The sequence below is a fragment of the Rhodanobacter humi genome (assembly GCF_041107455.1).
GTDB lineage: Bacteria > Pseudomonadota > Gammaproteobacteria > Xanthomonadales > Rhodanobacteraceae > Rhodanobacter_A.
Map to the genome: position 1 here is coordinate 3,290,446 of NZ_JBGBPY010000001.1, position 20,901 is coordinate 3,311,346.

At 67.0% G+C, this 20,901-nt stretch carries 15 protein-coding genes; 8 read left to right on the forward strand and 7 right to left on the reverse strand.

Features of this window, described 5'->3' with window-relative positions:
• The first annotated feature begins 4 nt into the window (after window positions 1-4).
• Window positions 5-1,381 (forward strand): hypothetical protein, encoded by a 1,377-nt coding sequence (locus AB7878_RS14710; protein ID WP_369495072.1) that lies wholly within the window; start codon window positions 5-7, stop codon window positions 1,379-1,381.
• Between the two features lie 134 nt (window positions 1,382-1,515).
• Here the strand turns inward: AB7878_RS14710 and ggt are convergent, their stop codons facing one another.
• From ggt to AB7878_RS14725, 3 genes are all read right to left on the reverse strand, one after another.
• Window positions 1,516-3,339 (reverse strand): gamma-glutamyltransferase, encoded by a 1,824-nt coding sequence (ggt, locus tag AB7878_RS14715; protein WP_369495073.1) that lies wholly within the window; start codon window positions 3,337-3,339, stop codon window positions 1,516-1,518.
• A 167-nt stretch (window positions 3,340-3,506) separates the two neighbouring features.
• Window positions 3,507-5,102: a tetratricopeptide repeat-containing sulfotransferase family protein gene (locus AB7878_RS14720; protein ID WP_369495074.1), complete on the reverse strand. Its 1,596-nt coding sequence runs from the start codon at window positions 5,100-5,102 to the stop codon at window positions 3,507-3,509.
• Between the two features lie 84 nt (window positions 5,103-5,186).
• Complete coding sequence (locus AB7878_RS14725; protein WP_369495075.1) at window positions 5,187-8,312, reverse strand: TonB-dependent receptor; 3,126 nt, start codon at window positions 8,310-8,312, stop codon at window positions 5,187-5,189.
• Window positions 8,313-8,798: 486 nt separating this feature from the next.
• Here AB7878_RS14725 and AB7878_RS14730 point away from each other — a divergent pair, with 486 nt between their 5' ends.
• Window positions 8,799-10,688 (forward strand): M61 family metallopeptidase, encoded by a 1,890-nt coding sequence (locus AB7878_RS14730; protein WP_369495076.1) that lies wholly within the window; start codon window positions 8,799-8,801, stop codon window positions 10,686-10,688.
• Between the two features lie 685 nt (window positions 10,689-11,373).
• On the opposite strand, the gene gltS is transcribed toward AB7878_RS14730, so the two are convergent.
• Window positions 11,374-12,579, reverse strand: coding sequence for a sodium/glutamate symporter (gltS, locus tag AB7878_RS14735; RefSeq protein ID WP_369495077.1), 1,206 nt, complete (start codon window positions 12,577-12,579; stop codon window positions 11,374-11,376).
• 318 nt (window positions 12,580-12,897) lie between these two features.
• Entirely contained in the window at window positions 12,898-13,938 is a 1,041-nt protein-coding gene (gene dgcN, locus AB7878_RS14740) for an N-acetyltransferase DgcN (RefSeq protein ID WP_369495078.1), read from the reverse strand.
• Between the two features lie 206 nt (window positions 13,939-14,144).
• Between dgcN and AB7878_RS14745 the strand changes: the two genes are divergently transcribed.
• Window positions 14,145-15,050: a LysR family transcriptional regulator gene (locus tag AB7878_RS14745; RefSeq protein ID WP_369495079.1), complete on the forward strand. Its 906-nt coding sequence runs from the start codon at window positions 14,145-14,147 to the stop codon at window positions 15,048-15,050.
• 116 nt (window positions 15,051-15,166) lie between these two features.
• A complete protein-coding gene (locus AB7878_RS14750; protein WP_369495080.1) occupies window positions 15,167-15,577 on the forward strand; it encodes a hemerythrin domain-containing protein in 411 nt (136 codons plus the stop codon).
• A 72-nt stretch (window positions 15,578-15,649) separates the two neighbouring features.
• On the opposite strand, the gene AB7878_RS14755 is transcribed toward AB7878_RS14750, so the two are convergent.
• Together AB7878_RS14755 and AB7878_RS14760 are read right to left on the reverse strand one after the other, a co-directional pair.
• Window positions 15,650-16,693, reverse strand: a complete 1,044-nt coding sequence (locus AB7878_RS14755; protein WP_369495081.1) for an alpha/beta hydrolase — start codon at window positions 16,691-16,693, stop codon at window positions 15,650-15,652.
• A gap of 239 nt (window positions 16,694-16,932) precedes the next feature.
• Window positions 16,933-17,421, reverse strand: coding sequence for a VOC family protein (locus AB7878_RS14760; protein WP_369495082.1), 489 nt, complete (start codon window positions 17,419-17,421; stop codon window positions 16,933-16,935).
• Between AB7878_RS14760 and AB7878_RS14765 the strand changes: the two genes are divergently transcribed.
• The 4 genes from AB7878_RS14765 to AB7878_RS14780 all read left to right on the forward strand — a co-directional run bounded on the left by AB7878_RS14765 (window position 17,420) and on the right by AB7878_RS14780 (window position 20,894).
• Window positions 17,420-17,890: an Lrp/AsnC family transcriptional regulator gene (locus AB7878_RS14765; protein WP_369495083.1), complete on the forward strand. Its 471-nt coding sequence runs from the start codon at window positions 17,420-17,422 to the stop codon at window positions 17,888-17,890. The two genes, AB7878_RS14760 and AB7878_RS14765, sit on opposite strands and share 2 nt — an antisense overlap.
• A 413-nt stretch (window positions 17,891-18,303) precedes the next feature.
• Window positions 18,304-19,740 carry a cbb3-type cytochrome c oxidase subunit I gene (locus tag AB7878_RS14770; protein WP_369495084.1) on the forward strand — a complete coding sequence of 479 codons (1,437 nt, stop codon included), beginning with the start codon at window positions 18,304-18,306 and terminating at the stop codon, window positions 19,738-19,740.
• Window positions 19,737-20,717, forward strand: a complete 981-nt coding sequence (locus AB7878_RS14775; RefSeq protein WP_369495085.1) for a cbb3-type cytochrome c oxidase subunit II — start codon at window positions 19,737-19,739, stop codon at window positions 20,715-20,717. The genes AB7878_RS14770 and AB7878_RS14775 overlap by 4 nt, the downstream gene beginning before the upstream one ends.
• Window positions 20,718-20,729: 12 nt before the next feature.
• Complete coding sequence (locus AB7878_RS14780) at window positions 20,730-20,894, forward strand: hypothetical protein (RefSeq protein WP_369495086.1); 165 nt, start codon at window positions 20,730-20,732, stop codon at window positions 20,892-20,894.
• Window positions 20,895-20,901 lie beyond the last annotated feature (7 nt).

Here is a 20,901-nt window from a genome sequence, read left to right on the forward strand (position 1 = left end):
TTGAATGAATCTTCCCATCGTGCCGATCGCTTCCCTCGCGGATCTCATGGCCGCCCTTTCCGGGCCGGGTCCGCGCACGCTCGAACTGCAGACCTCGGTGCCATGTCCGTTTTCCATCACCCTGCCGCCGGGATTCGCGCTGACAGGCAAGGGCAAGGACGGCTGCCTGCTGGTGTTCGGCAACGGTGATGGCATCGGGCTCACCGCCGGCAATCGCGTGGCCCATCTCACCGTGGTCGCCACGCCGTCGGCCCGCGCGATCTACACCCAGACCGGCTTCGCCGACATGGGCCGCATCGCGCTGGAAGACCTGGACGTCACCGGGCAAGTCTCCATCATCACCCGCAGCGGCACCGACAAGCTGGACCTGTTGGTGGACAAGCTGCACATCGCCGCCTGCGACGCACGCCGCTACAGCGAGCAGCCGCAGAAATACGGCGTCAACGTGTACCAGGGCGCGTTGACCGTCTACAACTTCAATGGCGACGCCAATTCGACCATCCGCGCCACGCTCACCGGCATCTCCATGGGCGCGAAGAACGCCCCGGTGCTCGGCTCGGGCATCTTCGTCAGCGGCTTCGGCGACCAAGGCGGCTGGGTCGAGATCGACAAGCTCACCACCGGCGCGGTGCATTCCTGCGGCATGCTGCCGTACGGCACCGCGGACATCATCACCGCCGGCGTGTTCGTCGTGTACGGCGCGAAAGCGAAGCGGGTGGAACACTTCGGCGAAGTGGTCACCTACGGCGTCAACGACATGGTGCTGGACACCTGGGGCACGGTTGAGGAGTGGATCGCGCACGCGCCGGTGGTGTCCTGGGGGCCCAGCGGTATCGGCTTCGTCAACTTCGGCACCGTGGAGCGCTTCGTCGCCGAGCGCGAGATCGTCACCCACGGCCTCGGCGCGCGCGGCTTCAACCAGTACGACGGCACGGTGAAGGACATCCGCTTCAAGTCGATCGAGACCTTCGGCGACGGTTCCATCGGCATCCAGGTGAGCAAGCCGGTCGGCACCATCACGGTGGACGAGGGCATCACCACGCACGGTTCGGTCGGCAACACCCTGGTCAAGGGCGTCAACATGCAGCTGCCGGCCGAGGCTTTCAGCGTCAAGCCTTGCGGCGTGGTCGAGAAGCTGGTGGTGCAGGGCGACCTCGTCACCCATGGCGCCAAGGTCACGACCTACGCCGTCGAAGGCGGCAAGGTCGGCGCGGTCGACATCAGGGGCCGGGTGCTCGCGCACGGCCAGGATGCCAACGCCGTGCTGGTCGCCGCCAAGGGCTCCACGCCGCTGACCAACGTGCGCGCCAGCGCGGCGGCCGGTAAGGCCTTGGTCGTGGACGATGGCGAGGTTACCGATCGGACCGGCTGGTCGGGTTAGCGTCGCCGGCCCCCGCCTGCACCGCCTTCGCAGTAGTCAGTTGGCGAACTGCTCCGTACGGCGGTGGGCTGAGCAGGAGTGGCGGTCTTGTGCCGGACTTCCGGTGCCCGCTGATGGATCAACTTTAGGCAGACTCAATAACCCGCGGCGAGCCCGGCGGGGCGCCTGGGATCGTTCGCGCCTTCCAGCAGGCCGGTTTCGGGGTCGACCATGATCGCCTCGTCGGCGCCGATCGAATGGCGCGTCTTGAACGTGTAGCCCATGGCTTCCAGCGTCTGCCGGGTCTGCGGCGTGACCAGGCCGGGCTCGACGTACACCACGTCGGGATACCACTGGTGGTGCATGCGCGGCGCGTCGATCGCCTGCTGCACGTTCATGCCGTAGTCGATCACGTTGACGATGCTCTCCATCGTGGTCGAGATGATGGTGGCGCTGCCGGGGCTGCCGGTGATCAGGAACGGCTTGCCGTCGCGCAGCACGATGGTGGGCGTCATCGAGCTGAGCGGGCGCTTGCCCGGCTCGATCTGGTTGATCACGCCCTGCACCAGCCCGGCGCCGTTCGCCTCGCCGGGCTTGCCGGTGAGGTCGTCCATCTCGTCGTTGAGGAAGAAGCCGGTGTCGCCGGCGATCTGCCGGATGCCGAACAGGTAGTTGATGGTGTAGGTCACCGCGACGGCGGTGCCGTTCTTGTCCATCACCGAGTAGTGCGTGGTGTGGTCGCCTTCAGGCGGGCCCAGGCTGCCCTGGACCTCGGACGAGGGCGTGGCCTTGTCGGGCAGGATGGTGGCGCGCAGCTTGTCCAGGTGCCCGGCCGAGAGCAGCCGGTCGATCGGGTTGTGCACGAAGGCGGGGTCGCCGAGGTAGGTGTTGCGGTCGGCGAAGGCGCGGCGCTCCGCCTCGACCAGGTAGTGCAGGCTCCTGGGCGATCCGTAGCTCCATTGGCCGAGCGCGTAGGGCTCGACCAGCTTGAGGATCATGCACACGGTGATGCCGCCGGAACTGGGCGGCGGCGCGGACACGACGGTGTAGCCACGGTAGTCGCACTGCACCGGCTTGTCCCACTGCACGGTGTAGTCGGCGAAGTCCTGCATCGAGAGGATGCCGTGGTTGGCCCGGCTCGCCGCGACCAGCTTGCGCGCGATCGGCCCCTTGTAGAACGCGTCGGTGCCGCCCTTGGAGATCAGTTCCAGTGTGTGCGCCAGCTGCGTCTGCACCAGGCGCTGGCCGGCGATGTACGGCTTGCCGTGGTCGAGGAAGATCGCCGCCACGTTCGGGTGCTTGGCGAAGTCCTTCACGCTGTCGTCGAGGATGTCCACGTCGCCCTGTTCGAGCACGTAGCCTTGCTTCGCCAGCTTGATCGCCGGCGCGATGACTTGCTGCAGCGGCATCGTGCCGTATTTCTTCAGCGCCTCGTCCAGTCCCATCACCGTGCCGGGCACGCCCACGCCGAGCCAGGTGTCGGTGCTGAGTCCCGGGACCAGGTTGCCCTTGGCGTCCTGGAACATCGTCGGCGTGGCTTTCAGCGGGGCCTTCTCGCGGAAGTCGAGGAAGACGTTGCGGCCGTCCCTGAAGTGGATGGTCATGAAGCCGCCACCACCGATGTTGCCGCAGCAGGGATGCACCACGGCCTCGGCGTAGCCGACCGCCACCGCGGCGTCGATGGCGTTGCCGCCCTGCTTGAGGATGTCCAGCCCGACCATGGTGGCCAGGTGCTGCGCACTGACCACCATGCCGTGCTTCGCGGTGACCGGTCTGGCCTTGGCCAGCGCCGCTTGGGTGGCGGCGGGTGCGCTGGCAATCGCGGGAGTCTTCGGGGCGGCATCGCGGGCGTGCAGCGGCAGGCAGCATGCGGCGATGGCCGCGGCCAGCAGGTGGCGTCGCCATCCCGGAAGGGGGCGATGCCTGTGCGCCGTGCAGCTCGGCCCTGTCGGGGCTCGCGTCGTGTCGCGGTCGGACATTCGCTGGGTCTCCACGCCATGTCCGGGCAGCATAGTCACAGCCACGGTGACCGCTCCAATGAAAAGACGGGCACAAGGCATAACCGGCGATTGCGGGCGCGCCGCTGCCATGGGCCGGTAGGAGCGCACCCCGGACTTGATCCGGGGTGCGCTCCTACAGGGGCGGCCTATTCCGCCGGAATGCCCGCATCGCGCAGGCGCTGGCGCAGGCGGTCGAGCTTGTCGCCGTAGCGCGCGCTGCGTGCGGTGTCGCGGCGCAACGGCTGGCGCACCTGCGCCGCGCTGGGCGTGCTCAACACGGTGCGCGAGGTCTTGTGGAATTCCAGGCAGGCCGGCTCGAACGGCAGGCCGCAGAAATCCAGCAGGCGGCGGATGGTCGGTTCCGGTTCGGCGACCAGGGTTTCGTACTCAAGATCGAACACCCGATCCGGATAGCGTTCCAGCCAGAAGCGGGTCAGGCGAATGAAGTCGATGCAGTAGTCGGCCATCTCGTCGAGGTCGCAGGTGAAGCCGCTCTGCTCGGTGAAGAGCTGGCGGAAGCACGCCAGGCAGGTCTCCACCGGATCGCGCCGCACCACCACCACGCGTGCTGCCGGCAGCATCGCCAGCGCGGCGCCCACCAGATACCAGGTCACCAGGCTCTTGTCGGCGAAGCGCGGCTTGGCCTTGCGCCATGGCGCGGTGCGCGCGAGATATTCCTTGCCCAGGCGTTGCCAGTCCGTCGCGCTGGCATGCGGCGTCCACAGCGGGAACGCGGAGTGGCGGCGTCGCGTTTCCGCGTCGATCACCTGCGACAGGTCCTTGATCTCGTTCGCACCCTCGACTTCCGCGTGCGAAGCGAGGATCTGCTCGACCAGGGTCGAGCCGGAGCGCGGGACGCTGACGATGAAGATGGCTTCGCGGCCCAGCGCGGGGTCCGGCGGGGCAGGCATGTCGTGCGCGAAGATGCGCTGGATCGCTTCCACGCGTCGCCGTTCGCCCGTGGCGTTCCAGTGCACGCGCTGGCGCCGCGAGGCATTGGCCTGGCGGAACATCTCGAAGGCTTGCGCGTAATCACCCTGGTCTTCCAGCGCCTTGGCCATCGAGAAACCGAGCAGTTCGCGGTCGCGGGGCGACTGCGCACCTCGCGTCATGGCCTGGCGCAGGTTGGCCGCATCCGCGGCGTCGAAGCGCACCGTGTTGAGGTTGGACAGGCCGAACCAGCCCTCGGCGTTGCCGGGGTCGACGCGCAGCACCGCGCGGAAGCCGGCCACGGCATCATCGATCCGGCCCAGGCTGGCTTGCGCCTTGGCCAGCGACAGCCGGGCCGGCAGATGTGCGGGGGCGAGTTCCAGCGCGCGCTGCAGCGCGGCGATGGCATCTTCCGTGCGCGCCTGCCGCCAGCATGCTTCGCCGAAGTTAAACCAGGCCGACGCGGAGGCGGGCGCCAGCTCGCAGGCGCGCTGCAGCTGCGCCATGGCTTCATCGATCTCGCCGCGTTCGTGCAGCGCGATGCCCAAGCCCACGCGCAGTTCGGCGTCTTCCGGCCAGACTGGCAGCACACGCCGGAAACAGTTGGCCGCGGTGGCCTGGTCGCCGCGGTGCTGAGCCATCACGCCGAGCATGCGCAACGCATCCGCGTCGTTCGGCGCCAATGCCAGCGCCTGCCGGATCGAGCGTTCGGCGGCGTCGAACTGCCGTTGCTGCCATTCCGCGCGCGCCCTCGCCAGCCACTGGGCGGCTGCGGGCGGCAGGGGCGTGGACTGCACGGTTTCGCTGCTCATGTCGTCAAGCTACACAAGTCGCCCGATGGCTGCAAAAAAGCGCCGGGTATGAACCCGGCGCAGGGGGGAGTGCCTGCATGAAGATCAGAAATCGTAGGAGACGGAGAAGCGCACGCTGCGCGGCGGATGGGTGTCCTGTATGCGGCCGTAGTCCGAATTGGGGCTGCTGGTGGTGCCGAAGAAGTCGTTGTAGAAGATCGTCGTCTGGTCGTTCAGCACATTGAACACGGAGAGGTTGAAATCGAGTTTCTGCTGCGCCCACTTCGGCTTGTAGTCAACGCTGAGATCGATGTCGTGGACCCACGGCGTGGTGCCGAGCGAGCCGGGTGGAACGGGTACGCCGCCGCACCAGTAATAGGTGCGTGAACCGTGCAGGCGGACCTGATTCGGGCCATAGGCACCACGACACATCACCGGCGTGCCCGAGGTGATGTACAGGTTGGCGCCGACCGTCCATTCCGGGGTGAGCGCGTAGGCGCCGAAGATCTTGAACTGGTGCTTGCGGCTGTTCGGCAGCACGCCGCCCGACCACTCCATGCGCTCCGGGAAGTCCCATGCGGTGGTGAGCGATTCGTAGGAGCCGCCCTGCTGCGAATACGTGCTCACCGGGCCTTCGGTGTTGCCCCAGGTGCGCGCGAACACGTAGTCGAACTTGGCGAACCACTTGCCGTCCCAGGCGTGCTCCAGCGACAGGTCCAGCGAGAGGTAGCGGCGTTCCGGCCCCTTCGGGAAGCGCTGGTCGGTGCCACTGAGCGTCACCGGCACGAGACCGCCGTTCGGATCCTTCATCCAGAGGTAGTTGGTCGCTCCCGGGTTGATCAGCACCAGGCTCTGCGCGTAGTTGGAGCAGTCCTGCGGCGTCATCCACGCATAGCCCTGCGCTCGGCCGGCGGCGCATTCGATCTGCTCGTCGTCGAAGTCGTCGATGATGCGATTCATCTTCTGGTAGGTGCCGGTGGCGCTGAACACCCAATCCGTACCCAGCATCTTGAACTGCTGCTGCAGGCCCAGCACGTAGTTGTCGGAGAACTCGGCCTTGGCGTTGCGCGCCGCGGAGACGCGCGGATCCTTCGCCTGGCCGTACTCGTTGTCGATCGATACGCCGGTCGACGGGGTTTGCGGCAGGGGTGTGAAGCCGGTCGGCACGCCGGTCACCGGGTCGATGCCGGTGTAGGTGCCGTAGATGCCCGCATTCGTCACCGGTGCGGCGATGGACAAGGCCACGTTGGTCGGCAACGAGAGGAAATAGCGGCCGGCGTTGCCGAACACCTTCAGCGTGGAATCGCCGTGCACGTCCCAGCTGAAGCCCAGGCGCGGCGCCCACTGCGGCTTGGTCTCGCGGATGTAGGGCACGCCGGAGGCGTCGTAGTTCACGAACTGGTCGTTGCGCAGGCCCAGGTTCAGCAGCAGGTTCGGAGTGACCTGCCAGTTGTCCATCACGTACTGGGCGCGCTGCGTCACGCGCACGCTGGCGACGCTGAGGTCGGTGTGCTGCTGCACGTAGTAGCAGTGGGTCTTGCCGTCGGGGCCGACGGCGCATTGGTTGGATGGCGCGACATAAGGCGGCACGTTGGGATCGAGGCCGAACACCGGTGTGCCCGGATCGGCCGCGCCGTATATCCACTGATAGCCCGGACCGGTGTTTTGCGAACCGTCGTTGAGGTCGTAGGAATTGATGTTGTCGATGCCGACCTGAAGGTCGTGGCTGCCCAGCTTCCAGTCGAGGCTGAGGCGGTAGTTGGTGATCGACTCGCGATGGTCGGGATCGGCGAGCGTGGAATTGGACTGCGCATTGATGATGCCGCCCGGCGGGGCGAAGCGCGGATCCTGCACGGATGCGCTGGCGATGTGCGGCAACTCGGGGTCGTAGCCCGGGTAAGCGGGCTGCGTCGAGTAGTACTGGCCGTGCATCTTGCCGTAGGTGGCGTTCAGCGTGATGTCGTCGGTGATGTAGGAGGTGTAGTTCAGCACCCCCATCTTGAACACGGTCTTGTTGTACTGGCCGAGGTAGGCGAAATCGCCTTTCTGCAGCGTGCCGTAGTCGAAGTTGTAGTAGGTGCCCTGCGTCTGGTGCGCGTTCTGCAGGTAGCTCAGCGTCAGCACGTTGCTGTCGTTGATGTTCCAGTTCAGCTTGCCGAACAATTTCGGGTCATGCACGCTGAACAGGCTGGTGACGCCGTTGCCGAACTCCGGGGTGTTGCGATACCGGCTGTCGTCCTTCTCCGCGCTCAGGAAGAAGAACAGCTTGTCCTTGATCAGCGGGCCGCTGACGTAGGCGTCGTAGATCGTCTCCTGGGCCCGGTCGGCGTTGCGGTACACGGCCAGATCGCCGGGCGAGTAGGCCGGATCGCCTGCCATCAGCGGATTGGCGTAGCGGAGGTTGTCCGGCCTGGCACGCAGGCTGGCCGGCTGCCACAGCACGCGCGCGCCGAAGTGCCAGTCGTTGGTGCCGCTCTTGCCGATCTGGTTGATCACGCCGCCGATGGAGCGGCCGTAGCGAGCGTCATAACCGCTGATGTAGGTCTGCTGCTGTTCGATCGCGCCGTAGGGCAGGGTGACGCCGCCCGAGTTGTTGAGCGCCTCGGTGACGTTCATGCCGTCGACGTAGTAAGCGTTCTCCGCTGTGGAGGCGCCACCGAACACGTTCATCGGCGTGCCCAGCGGGCCGGTGCCCAGTTCGGGCGAGCCCATGTTGACGCCCGGTGCCAGCAGGGCGATGTCTTCGGCGGTGCGCGCCAGCGGCAGCTGCTGCAACTGCTTGGAGGTGATCGTGGTGACCTGGTTGGTGGTGGTCACGTCGATCGGCGGAGTGACGTTGGCCGTGACCTTGATTGCATTGAGGTTCACCGCGTTCGCGGCGCCGGCCGCGAAATCGACGGCCACCGCGCCCGCCGCCACCGGCGAGACGTCGGTGCGGCTCTGCACGACCTTGCCGTCCTGCAGCAGCGACACCGTGTAGGTGCCGACCGGCAGGGTGATCGAATACCTGCCCGATGCACTCACCGGGATGCTGCGGTTGAAGCCGCCGGCGCCGGTGATCTGGATGGTTTCGCCCGGTGCCACCGGCACCGAACCGTAGATGGTGCCGTTGGTCGCCTGTGCCCAGGCCGTGCCTGCGGCGCCGCAGGCAAGCAGGCCGATGGCAAGGGGCAGCGCCTTGCGCCGGAAGACGTCGTTGCGGTACGGCGAGCGCCGGGATTTGCCCTTCATGTATGCACTCCACTGTGGTGAAACGCCAGGTGCGGCGGCTTGCGGCCCGTCAGGGCCCGTTGTTTCATCGCATCGCGTGCGGAGCGAGGGCTTGCGTAACCCTGTTGGTCGCAGCCGTCGCCATGCCCTTGTCAGCCAATCGATGACCCCTCGTCATGGATGGTTTGCGTGCCGGCTCCGGCAGCAGCGGGGCGGGCGGATCGAACGTGGACCTGGCGTGCCGGAACACGGCGGCGTCGCGGCATGGATGCGGCGCGGCGACGTCTCGTGGACGAGGCCCGTGCCTTGCTGCGACGCACATCGAGCGGACATCCTCCATGCTCACAGTGCGTCACCGAGCGTAGTCCGCAGCGAGCGACAGTCGCCAATGAATAATCTTGCGCGCGCCATAACTGAGGGTTATGCGTGCCATTCGGCGCTTGAAATTTTTCTCGCGAGGCGTTCCATTCGGCGCACACGCATTCCATTCGCGCACCGGGGAAACGCATGAAACGATGGCCATTGCTACTGGGCACGCTTGCCCTCGTCGCGTCCGCATCCTGCATCGCGCATGCGGATGCAGGCGTTCCCGCCAAGTCCGTCGAACTGGTGGTGAGCCTGCCCGATCCGGCGCAGAAAGTGCTGTACGTGCACGAGACGATGCCGGTCGCGCCCGGCAAGCTCACGCTGTACTACCCGAAGTACATTCCGGGCGACCATGCGCCGGACGGCCCCATCGGCACGATGATGGGGCTCGAAATCAGCGCCGGCGGCAAGCGCATCGCATGGCGGCGCGACGCCGTGGACATGTTCACCTTCCACCTCGATGTGCCGGCCGGCGTGGACAGTCTCGACATCCGCTTCCAGTTTCCGGACACGGACCGGATCACGCCGAACCTGATGGATCTCACCTGGGACCACGTGGCGCTGTACCGCGCGGGCGAGCCGACCAAGGCGCAGATGTTCGAGCCCACGTTGGTGATGCCCGCGGACTGGAACTACGGCACCGCGCTGGAAACCGCCACGCGCGACGGCGGGCGTGTCCGCTTCAAGCCCGTGCCGTTCAACACGCTGGTCGATTCGCCGGTGATCGCCGGCAAGCACTTCCGGCAGATCGACATCACCCCGGCGGGCTCCGGCGTGCATCGCTGGCTCGACATGGTGGGCGACAGCGAGGCCGCACTGCAGATCACGCCCGAACAGCTTCAGGGTTACCGCAACCTGGTCGTGCAGGCGCAGGCGTTGTTCAAGTCGCACCACTACACGAACTACCACTTCCTGCTGACGCTGAGTGACCACACCTCGGTCGGCGGCCTGGAGCACCACCAGTCCAGCGACGACCGCGCACGTGGCGGCTCGCGCATGTTCGCCGACCCGGAACATTTCATGCTCGACGGTTCGCTGCTGCCGCACGAGTACACGCATTCGTGGAACGGGAAATTCATGCGTCCGGAAGGCCTGTGGCAGCCCGACTTCGAGCAGCCCGAGATCGCCGACGGGCTGTGGGTGTACGAGGGCCTCACGGTCTACCTGGGCGACGCGCTGACCGCGCGCAGCGGCCTGTGGTCGGCGCAGGAATGGCGCGAGGCGCTGGCGTATCGCGCGGCGACGTTCGCGCATCGCCCCGGCCGCGAATGGCGGCCGTTGTCGGACACCACCCGGGCCGCACAGCTGCTGTACGGCGGGGACATGGGTTGGGTGAACTGGCGCCGCGCCACCGACTTCTACCGCGAAGGCCAGTTGCTGTGGCTGGCGGTGGACACGAAGATCCGCGCGCTCAGCCACGACAAGCGCACGCTGGACGATTTCGCGAAAGACTTCTTCGGCAAGGACGACGGCAGCTACGTCACCCGCACCTACACCTTCGACGACGTCGTCGCCGGCCTGAACACGGTGCAGCCCTGGGACTGGGCGAAATTCCTGCACGGCTGGATGGACGGCGTGGGCGACGAAGTGCCGCTGCTGTCCGGCATCGAGCAGAGCGGCTGGAAGCTGGTCTACACCGATACGCCTTCGCGCTACCAGAACGCTGTCGAGAACGTGGGCAAGAGCGAGTTCAGCGCGTCGGGCGTCGACGAGACGTTCTCGGTGGGGCTGTTCATCAACCACGACGGCAGCATCATGGACGTGTTGTGGCAAGGCCCGGCCTTCAAGGCGGGACTCGCACCGGGCATGAAGCTGCAGGCGATCGACGGGCACGCCTACACCCCGCGCGTCCTGCGCGACGCGATCGTGCGCGCGCAAAAGGACCGGCAGCCGATCCGGGTCCAGGCACAGATCGACGGCGTCAGCCGCACGCATGCGCTGCACTACGACGGCGGGTTGAAGTATCCGCACCTGGTGCGCATACCCGGCACGCCGGATTACCTGGGTGAGATCCTCGCGCCGAAGCGGTGAGCCATTGCCTTGCGCCCCCTCTCCCACTTGCGGGAGAGGGGTATGGGGAGAGGGGGCTCTTGCAAGCTTCAAAGCGGTTTCGGACGCCTGTCGGCGCCCGAGCTACTTCTCTTTTGCTTGTCCAAAAGAGAAGTAGCCAAGAGAAAACGACACCCCGATGCGGCGCTCTCCGGGCATCCTGCCCTCCGAGTACGTGAGGCGTGGCCGGGCTTTTCGGCCGGACTCCTGTCCGGTCGAAAAGGCGAGTCCATCCATGGCCTCGCCCGCTGCGCGGCCTGATCGTCCCCACCTCACCGCCGCATAGGGGCCCCGGAAAAGCAGCGCGCTCCTGCGCGCAGAAGCAACGGCCAGAGCAAGGCAAAACAAAGCGAAGCGCGGCAGGACTTCTTTCCTCAGCCATCGAGCACGGCGCGGTATGGCCGCACTGTGTATCGCGTAGGCGGGAATGGCTCCAAAAACCTCGAAACGTCCTGCTTGTAATTCCGGCGGGTTGAATCAGGCCATTTCTCTTGGTTACTTCTCTTGACTCCGGGCATCCCGCCCTCCGCCCTTCGGGCCGGCTGCGCCGTTCGCCACCGCTCCTGCGGTGGCGTGGGCCAGCAAAGAGAAGTGACTCGGGCGCCGAAGGCGTCCGAAACCGCTCTGTTGTTTGACGATCGATCACACTTCCTCAAGCCACAAGCCGTCAATGCCAGGCGTTGACGAAGCCCGTGATGATGATCGCGTTCGTGAAATCGATCAGGAACGCGCCCACCACGGGCGCCACCAGGAACGCGCGCGGCGCGGGGCCGTAGCGTTCGGTCAGCGAACTCATGCAGGCCACGGCGTTCGCGGTGGTGCCCAGCATGAAGCCGGTGAAGCCGCTGGCCATCACGGCGGCGTCGTAGTCGCGCCCCATCAACTGCAGCAGCGGCCAGCAGCAGAACGCCAGCACCAGGATCGACTGCACCGCCAGGTTCGCCAGCAGCGGTAGCGCCAGGCCGGCCAGATCCCACAGATGCAGGTCCATCAGCGCCACGACGAGGAACAGCGAGAGCGCGGTGTTGCCGATCAGTTCCATCGCGCGCGTCGACAGCCCGAACCAGCCCAGGCGGTCGTCGATGTTGCGGATGATCGCGCCGACCAGCATCGCGCCGATGTAGCTCGGCAGGGTCACGCCCAGCCGGCCCAGGCCGTCGCCGATCCACGCGCCGATGCCCATCGCCAGCAGCATGTACACCAGGCTCTTGAGCCCGCCGTAGGCCGGATCGACGGTGCGCTGCTCGGGTGCCGTCGCCGCCATCGGTGCAGGAGTGTCCGCGCCTGCGGTTGTTGCGGAAGCCGGGCGCAGGCCATGGCGTTCGATCAGCATCGCCGCGATCGGCGAGCCGAAAATGGAGCCGAGCACGATGCCGGCCATCGCGTTGGCCAGCGCCACGCTCTGCGCGCCATGCACGCCGACCTTCTCGAACAGCGGCGCGAAGGCCATCCCGGTGGCAGGGCCGCCGGTGAGCGTGACCGAGCCGGTGATCACGCCGAACAGCGGCGGCAGGCCGAAGGCCTTGGCCATGGCTATGCCCAGCAGGTTCTGCACCACCGCCAGCACGCTGGCCAGGGCGAGGAAGAGCAGGATCTGGCGGCCGCCGACCTTGAGCAGGCTCGCACTGGCGTTGAAGCCGATGCCGGTGAAGAACGCGATCATCAGCGGCTGCTGCCACGCGGTGTCGAAGCGTATCGGCGTGACGTCCCAGTGCCTGCACGCGAGCATGAACAGCGCCACCAGCAGGCCGCCGATCACCGGCGCGGGAATGCTGAAACGCATCAGCAGTGGCACGTGCCGACGGATCGCGTAGCCGACCAGCAGGAACAGCCCGCCGCAGGCCAGCGTCTGGATCGAGTCGAGTATCAGCACGCGCAGTGGTCCCGGGCGACGGCGGGCGTTTCTGCACTATGCCGTAAGAGCCTGTTCAATGTCTCCGCGTGGCCCGCGCCGGGAGCTGTTTGCACGCAGACCAAGGAAGAGCGAAGGAGTGGACGTCCGTCCACGACCGAGTGATGACGCAGGTATGTGGGCAAACAGACCCGGCCCGGTGGGTTGCCCTCGAATGGCCGCCATGCGGCGGCGCGCGGCTTGGCCTGCCAGCCAGGCAGGCGCTGCGCCACGCGCCACCACCTGACGGCCATTCGAGGGCAACGCGAGCTACGCGGAGACATTGAACAGGCTCTTAGTTCACCCCGGGAAGCATGCAAGGAGGTTGTCCGCGATCGCCTCGACGCCCATGGTGACCGGATCCTGGCAGGGCAATCCGAACAGCGCGCCGACCCGTGCGCAGGCCGCCTGCGCTTCGCCTGCCGGCATCTTCGAGGTGTTCAGCGCGATGCCGACGGGCCGCACCGCGGGATTGGTCAGGCGGGCGGCGGCAAGGTTCGCTTCCATGCAGGCCACCAGCTCCGGGATCGGGTAGTGCGGCAAGCCGCGCATGTGCTGCCGCGTCGGCTCGTGGCAGAGCACCAGCGCATCGGGTTGCGAGCCGTGCAGCAGGCCCAGCGACACGCCGGCGTAGGAGGGATGGAACAGCGAGCCCTGGCCTTCGATCAGGTCCCAGCCGTCGTCGTCGCGCGCGGGCGAGATCGCCTCGGCGGCGCCGGAGATGAAATCCGCGACCACCGAATCCACCGGGATGCCCGCGCCGGCGATCAGGATGCCGGTCTGCCCGGTGGCGCGGAAATCCGCCGCGCAGCCGCGCGCGCGCAGCGAACGCTCCAGCGCCAGCGTGGTGTACATCTTGCCGACCGAGCAGTCGGTGCCTACCGTGAGCAGGCGCCGGCCGGCGCGCGGCTTGCCGTTGCCGACCGGGATGCCCGGTCCCGGCGCGCGCGCGTCGAACAGCGCGCGGCCGTTGTGACGCGCGGCGGCCACGATGTCGGCGTTGTCGCGCAGCTTGTGGTGCAGGCCGGAGACCACGTTGAGCCCGGCGTCCAGCGCGGCGACGGCATCGGCGACGATCTCCGGGCCCATCACGCCGCCGGCATTCGCCGCACCGATCACCATGGTGTCGGCGCCGCGGGCCTTGGCCAGGGCGAAGTCGAGGTCGGGCAGGCCCAGCGTCACCGCGCAATCCGGGCGGCGGTGCTGGCCGAGGCAATGCTCCGACCGCCAGAACGCCAGTCCGCGCGCGGTCTTGATCGACAAGTCGTCGATCGCGCTGCCCAGGTACAGCAGGTAGGGCGGCCCCCAGCGGACTGCGGTTTCTGCGCCTTGGTTCGACATGCGGGCCGTGACTCCATGAGGTTGCGTACCGCATCGCGCGGCGCGACGAGGATAGTCAGCGGCCACCGCGGGCCGCCAATGAAAAGACGGCAAGTAGGCATAACCGACGGTTGTGGATGCGCCATGCATTGCGGGCACAAGTTTGCCTGCAAAAACGTTATGTGCTGCACTCGAACGAGTCACGCCGCGAACCGGAAGGGAAGGCCATGCGCCTGCGCTACATCGAGTTGTTCCATGCCGTGCTGAGCACCGGCAGCCTGACCGGGGCGGCCAGCCTGCTGAACATCTCGCAGCCGGCCGCGAGCAAGGCCTTGCAGCAGGCCGAGAACCACCTGGGCTTCGCGCTGTTCAGCCGCGTGCGCGGCCGCTTGCAACCGACCCAGCAGGCACTGCTGATGCGCCACCACATCGACCGCATCATGCGGGAGATGTACGACCTGCAGCGCCTCTCGGCGAACATCACCCGGCCCGAGAGCCACCCGCTGCGGGTGACCTGCACGCCCACGCTGGCGCAGGTGGTGGTGCCAGACGCGATCGCCCGGCTGGGCAAGGTCTACCCCGGCACCATCGTCGAGCTGTACACCCAGCACTCGGCGGTGATGTGCGAGTCGCTGATGCTGCGCGAAACCGACATCGGGCTCACGCTGCAGGACCTGAGCCACCACGGCCTGCTCCAGCAGGCGCTGTGCCACGGCAACATCATGGTGGTCGCGCCGCCGGGCTGGTGGTCGGCGCGCGAACTCGCGCGGCCGCTGCCGATCGGTGAGCTGGCCGGCCAGCCGATGATCGGCATCACGGTGCAGGATGCGCTGGGCAACATGCTGCAAGGTCACCTGGCCAAGATCGATCCCGCGCCGCGCACGAACGTCTGGGTGCAGACCTACCAGCTGGCCTGCGCGCTGGTCGCGCGCGGCGGCGGACTGGCGCTGGTGGACCCCTTCACCGCGCGCTGCAGCAAGGAACCGCTGCAGATGCGCCCGCTGAAACTGCAGCTCGACGTCACCCTGCGTGCCGCCTTCCGCTCGGACAACCCGTTGAACACGGTGCAGCGGCGTTTCCTCGACTACGTGCGCGAATTCGCGCAGGGCCTGCTGGCGGTCGGGGCGGCATAGTCGTCGGTTCCAACCTCTCGCTGGCCGCGGCGAACCTTCGGACAGGCCCTCAAGCGCCGCCACGGCTTCGCCGATACAGCGACCAGGGCCATGCCGGCCGGGAGGGGAGACGCAACGTGGACATCGAGCGATTCAGGAAGGAACACGTGGATCTGATGGCGGCAGTGACATCCCTGCGCGAGCTGGTGCAGCACGGGATCAGCGAACAGGCCGTAGCCATCCACCGGCAGCTGTCGGCGATGAGTTCCGCGATCAAGCTGCATCTCGCCGCGGAGGACCGGATGCTCTATCCGGCCTTGGCCAGGGCGGCCGATCCGGTCGTCGCGCGAACCGGCCGGCAGTTCCAGGAAGAGATGGGCGGGTTGGCCGCCGCCTACATGGCGTTCGCCGCGCGCTGGAGCCTGGCCGCCAGGATCGCCGCGGACCCGCAGGAATTCCGCGACGACGCCAACAGCGTGTTCAAGGCGCTGCACCTGCGCGTGCAGCGCGAGAACCGCGAGCTGTACCCGCTGGCGGAGCGCCTGTAGGCCCGCGCGTGCGAGGTGTGCAAGCCTGCGATCCCGCCGCAAGCTTGCACCACCCTCAACCACCGACAGCGATCATTTCGACGCGGACGATCCTTGCCGTTCTTCCCTGGCGATTGCCACGACTTGATTCACCGCATCGATCACGACCTGTGGATGGTCGTACTGGATGTAGTGTCCGGAGTTCGGCACGATCTCGTTCACGCCGCGTGTGGACATCGCGGCCACTTCCAGGTGCAGGGACTCCCACGACAGTGTGCGCTGGTTGCGGATCTCCTGAGTCTCGTCCTTCGCCTTCGGATAGGGCGAGTGGGTCAGCACGATGATTGGCATGTTGCCGTAGTGCTTGCGCGTGGCCCGCGTCTGGTCGGCGCTCGCGTAGGCCACGGACTCGCGTTCGGAGGCGATCGTGGCCTGCCAGCGCACGGTCGCGGCGTAGCGCGCCTGCGCTGCGTTGATGGCCGGGCTGAAGCGAGGATCGGGATCGCCGACGCATTTCTTGTAGGCCGGGGTGCCCGGAACGAGGCCGCGTTTCGCCTCGTCCACGCAGCGGCCGTATTCCTTCAGGAAGGCATCCCACTTGGCCTGCTGCCCCGGTGCGCCTATGGCCCATCCGCGTACCCATTGGTCTTCGTGCGAGCCTTCGACAGAGACCAGGCCGACCACCTCGTTAGGGTGGCGGTCGGCATACACGCGGATGTACATGCCCGCGGCGGAGTGGCCGACCAATACGTAGGGTGGTGCGATGCGGGCGGCCTTCAACAGCGTGTGCAGGTCGTCGGCAATGTTGTTCGCCGTACTCGGGCGATCCGGGCCGTCGCTGAAGCCCAGTCCAGCGCGGTCGTAGGAGCAGACACGCGTCTTGTTGGCGATGGTCGGTTGCACTAGTGCCCATGAAATTGTGGAGTCGCCCATGCCGGCATCCAAGATCACGGTCGGCGAACCGGAGCCAAGACAGTAGATGTTCATGCGACGCCCATGCCCCACGTCCACCAACTGCTGTGGTTTCGTGTAGACGGGATCGGTGACCAACGGCTTGGTCGCTTCCTGACTGGCGCATGGTTGCGCGAAGAGAACACCCACGATGAGGCTTGCCATCACGGCGCTGCGTGCACTCATACCTTCCCCTGTTCGAGCGATTGGAACGAGCAATCCGGTGGATCGCTTGAAGTCTGCTCTGTTTAGCACAGTCCATCAGGCACCGGTGATATTCGATCCGGGCATGGATGCTTGGCAGAGCAGGGATGGGAGTCGTGTCGAGCTCGCGCCAATTGCCGTCGCCATTGCCGCGTGCGCAAACCTCGTCGCTGATGCACGGGAAGGACCGAAGGCTCAAGGATGTGGCGCAGTCTGGATGTTCATTCCGGCTGATGGCACACGAATTCGATCAGGCGTCCGTCCGGGTCGCGCAGGTAGCCCGCGTAGTAGTTCGGGTGGATGTGCGGGGCGAGTGCGGGGGCGCGATCGAGCCGATGCCCCGCGGCCTCTGCCGTAGCGTAGATCCGGTCGACCAGTGCCCGGCTGGCGACGCCGAACGCGAAGTGGACGTGAGCCGACGGCTCGCCGACCACGATGAAGAAATCCAGGTCGCGGTCGTTGCCAAAACCCTTGGCGGCGCCATCGACCTTCCGTTCGTAGCCGAGCGGGGCGAGCACGTCGCCGTAGAAGCGCAGGTTGGTGTCGAGGTCGCGGGTTTGCAGTTCGAGGTGGTCGATCATGTCGGTGCCTGCCAGTGGTGGGGCCGTTTCCGGGGTGCAGGCATGATCGTGGTTCGTGCTGCGGTTCGGCCGCACAATTCGGCCGTTCGCGGTTGCCGCGCCGCGACGGGTGCCGCTAAGGTGCGGCATGGCTGAAGAACCCCTGCTCGACGATTTCGATCGCGCGATCTTGCGGCGCGTGCAACGCGACGCCCGCGCCACCGGCGAGGACATCGGCGCCGCCATCGGCCTCTCCGCAGCGGCCGTGCAGCGGCGGCTCAAACGCCTGCGCCAGCTTGGCGTGATTACCGCGGAGGTCGCGGTCGTCGACCCGGCGGCGGTGGGTCAGGCGATGGGTTTCATCGTCGGCGTGGAGATGGAGCGCGAGCGCGCGGATGTACTCGACGCGTTCCGTCGCCAGGCGCGCACCGACCCCAACGTGCAGCAGTGCTACTACGTCACCGGCGGGACCGACTTCGTGCTGGTCGTGGTGGCGCACGACATGGCCGACTTTGAGGCGTTCACCCGGCGCCTGCTGCTCGAAAACGAGAACATCCGCCGCTACACCACGAACGTGGTGATGGCGCGCGACAAGGTGGGTCTGGTGGTGCCGGTGTAGCGGCTCAGCCGCGGGCCCACGCCGGCACCACCCCGGCACCACCCCGGCGAACGTCGGGCCATCGGCAAGGTGGCTGTACGGGGGGGACGGGCGAGATGCGGCTCACGTCGGGCCCGCGCCAGTCGCCGGACGCGCCGTACCCAGCCAGGGGCTGGAGCAGTGCGCGGCCGTCCTTCATCCATGTCGGCCATTGCGCGCCACGCGATCGTGGCGATCGGCGCATGCGCGCAGCCAGGATATTGCGTGGGAACGTGGTCGATGCGGATTTTTGCGATTGACCTGCATCAAGGCAAAGCGTGCCTGCGCGCCTAGACTCCGGGGATTCCAGCCATGCGGATCGCATGGCGGCGACCTCGACACGCGCCTAGGTTTCCCGCGACGTGTGCCGGATCCTGACCGGGAGAAGGCGAATCATGGCAGTGGCCGTGCAGGATACGGGCGCCGGAGGCGACGGCGCCACGCATGGGCGAACCAGCGCGGAAGACGATGGTGCGCTCGCCGCGATCTTCAAGGCGTACACCGTCAGCGCCACGTTCTGGTTGCTGTTCGGCACCGCGGTGGGCCTGCTGCTGGCGTTCAAGTTCGGCGCGCCGGATTTCTGGGCGGGGAAATACCTGACGTTCGGCCGGCTGCGCCCGATCCACACCAATGACGTGTTCTACGGCTTCGCCAGCATCGGCCTGGTGGGCACGGCGTTCTACGTCACCGCGCGCAGCTGCGGCACGGGGCTGTACAGCACGAGGCTCGCGTGGCTCAGCCTGTGGCTGTTCAACATCGCCGCGGTGGCCGGCACCATCGCGCTCGACCTCGGCTGGAACTGGGGCGACCTCGAATACCGCGAATGGCCATGGCCGATCCGGCTGGTGTTCTTCATCGCGTTGCTGGTCACCGTGTGGAACCTGCTGGCGACGATCGCGCGGCGTGCCTCGCACGACATCTACCTGTCCAACTGGTACATCATCGGCGGCTTTTTGTGGACGCTCGTGATCTGCCTGGTGGCGATCCTGCCGTGGTACCAGCAGGGCCTGGGCCAGGTGGCCATCTCCGGCTACTTCATGCACAACGCGGTGGGCATGTGGTTCACGCCGCTGGCGCTGGGGCTGTTCTATTACGCGATACCCAAGGTGCTGAACCGGCCGATCTATTCCTACGCGCTGGGCGTGCTGGCGTTCTGGACCAACCTGGTGTTCTACCCGATGCTGGGCGGGCACCATTTCCTGTTCAGTCCGTTGCCGTGGTGGCTGCAGACCACCGCGATCCTCTGCAGCGTGGGCATGCTGGTGCCGGTGCTGGGCGGCAGCGCGAACTTCCTGCTGACCATGCGCGGGCGCTACCACGGGCGCATCGAGTCGTACCCGCTGGCGTTCCTGTTCATCGCCGTGCTGTGCTACCTGGTCGGTTCGACCCAGGGCACGGTCGAGGCGCTGCGCTCGCTGCAAGCGGTGTGGCACTTCACCAGTTTCACCGTGGGCCACTCGCACCTGACGATGTACGGCTTCGTCAGCTTTGCGGTGTGGGGCGGCATCTACGCGCTGCTGCCGCTGGCCACCGGCAAGAACCCTGGGCGACTGGGCGTGGCGATGCACTTCTGGCTGGCGCTGGTGGGCATGTCGATCTACGTGATCGCGCTGTCGATCGGCGGCACCCTGCAGGGGCTGGACTGGGTGCATGGCGTGCCGTTCATCCAGTCGGTGGTCGACATGGCGCCGTACTACCTGTGGCGCGGCGTGGGCGGCATCCTGATGTTCCTGTCGCATCTCGTGTTCGCATGGAACGTGTGGCGCATGACCGCGGGCAAGCCCGGCAACGCGCCCTCGCCGATCATGGAGCCCGAAGGAGCGGCGGCATGAACATGACACGGAAGATGTTCGTGATCTTCGGCGGTGCGCTCGCCCTGTACGTGCTGATCGTGATGCTGATCGCGGTGATCCCGGCGATCGAGCTGTCGCGGACCGCGCCCGGGCCCGGCGTGCAGCCGCTGACGCCGTTGCAGGCGGAAGGCCGCGCGGTGTTCGCCGGCAACGGCTGCGGCTATTGCCATACCCAGCAGGTGCGCCCGCTGCCGGAGGACAAGGTGTTTGGCCGTCCCTCCGCGCCGGGTGATTTCAGCTACCAGACGCCGGAGCTGCTCGGTTCCGAGCGCACCGGTCCGGACCTCACCAACGTGGGCAACAGCAAGCCCAGCGACGTGTGGCAGTACATCCACCTGTACGACCCGCGCGCGGTGGTGCCGCAGTCGATCATGCCGAACTTCAGGTTCCTGTTCCGCGTGACGGACCAGTTGCCCGCGGGCGAGACGGCGGTGCCGGTGCCCGCGCAGTTCGCGCCGAAACACGGCTACGTGGTCCCCACGCCACAGGCGAAGGCGCTGGTGGCCTACCTGCTGTCGCTGAAGCAGCAGCCGATCCCGGGCTATGCGGTGCATGGCACGGGCGAGCCCGCCGCGGCATCGACCGCTGCAGCGGTGCCGGTGGCCGCGGGTGGCCATGCATATGACGCCACCAAGGGCAAGGCATTGTTCGAGGCCAATTGCGCGGCCTGCCACCAGGCCAGCGGCGAGGGCGTGCCGGGTGCGTTCCCGCCGCTCAAGGGCAATGCCGCGGTGGACAACGACGACCCCACGCTGCACATCCGCACCGTGCTGCATGGCGCCAGCGGCGTCGTGATCGGCGGCGTGAAATATTCCAGCGTGATGCCGCCATTCGCCGGACAGCTGAGCGACGACGACATCGCCAACATCGCCAACTACGAACGCTCATCGTGGGGCAACCATGCCAAGCCGGTGACGCCGGCCGCTGTGGCAGCGCTGCGTGCAAGCGGCAAGTAGGCGGAGGCAATCATGCACAACATGCTGATGGGACCCCTGTGGGGCATCGTCGCGGTGGCGGTGGTCGTCGGGGTGGCGACGCTGGCGTGCTTCATCGCGATGTTCAAGTACCTGGCGCATCCGGGCGAATCCAGCCCGGACCATCCGAAGTACTCCATCCTGCGCCGGGATCGTTGAGGAAGAC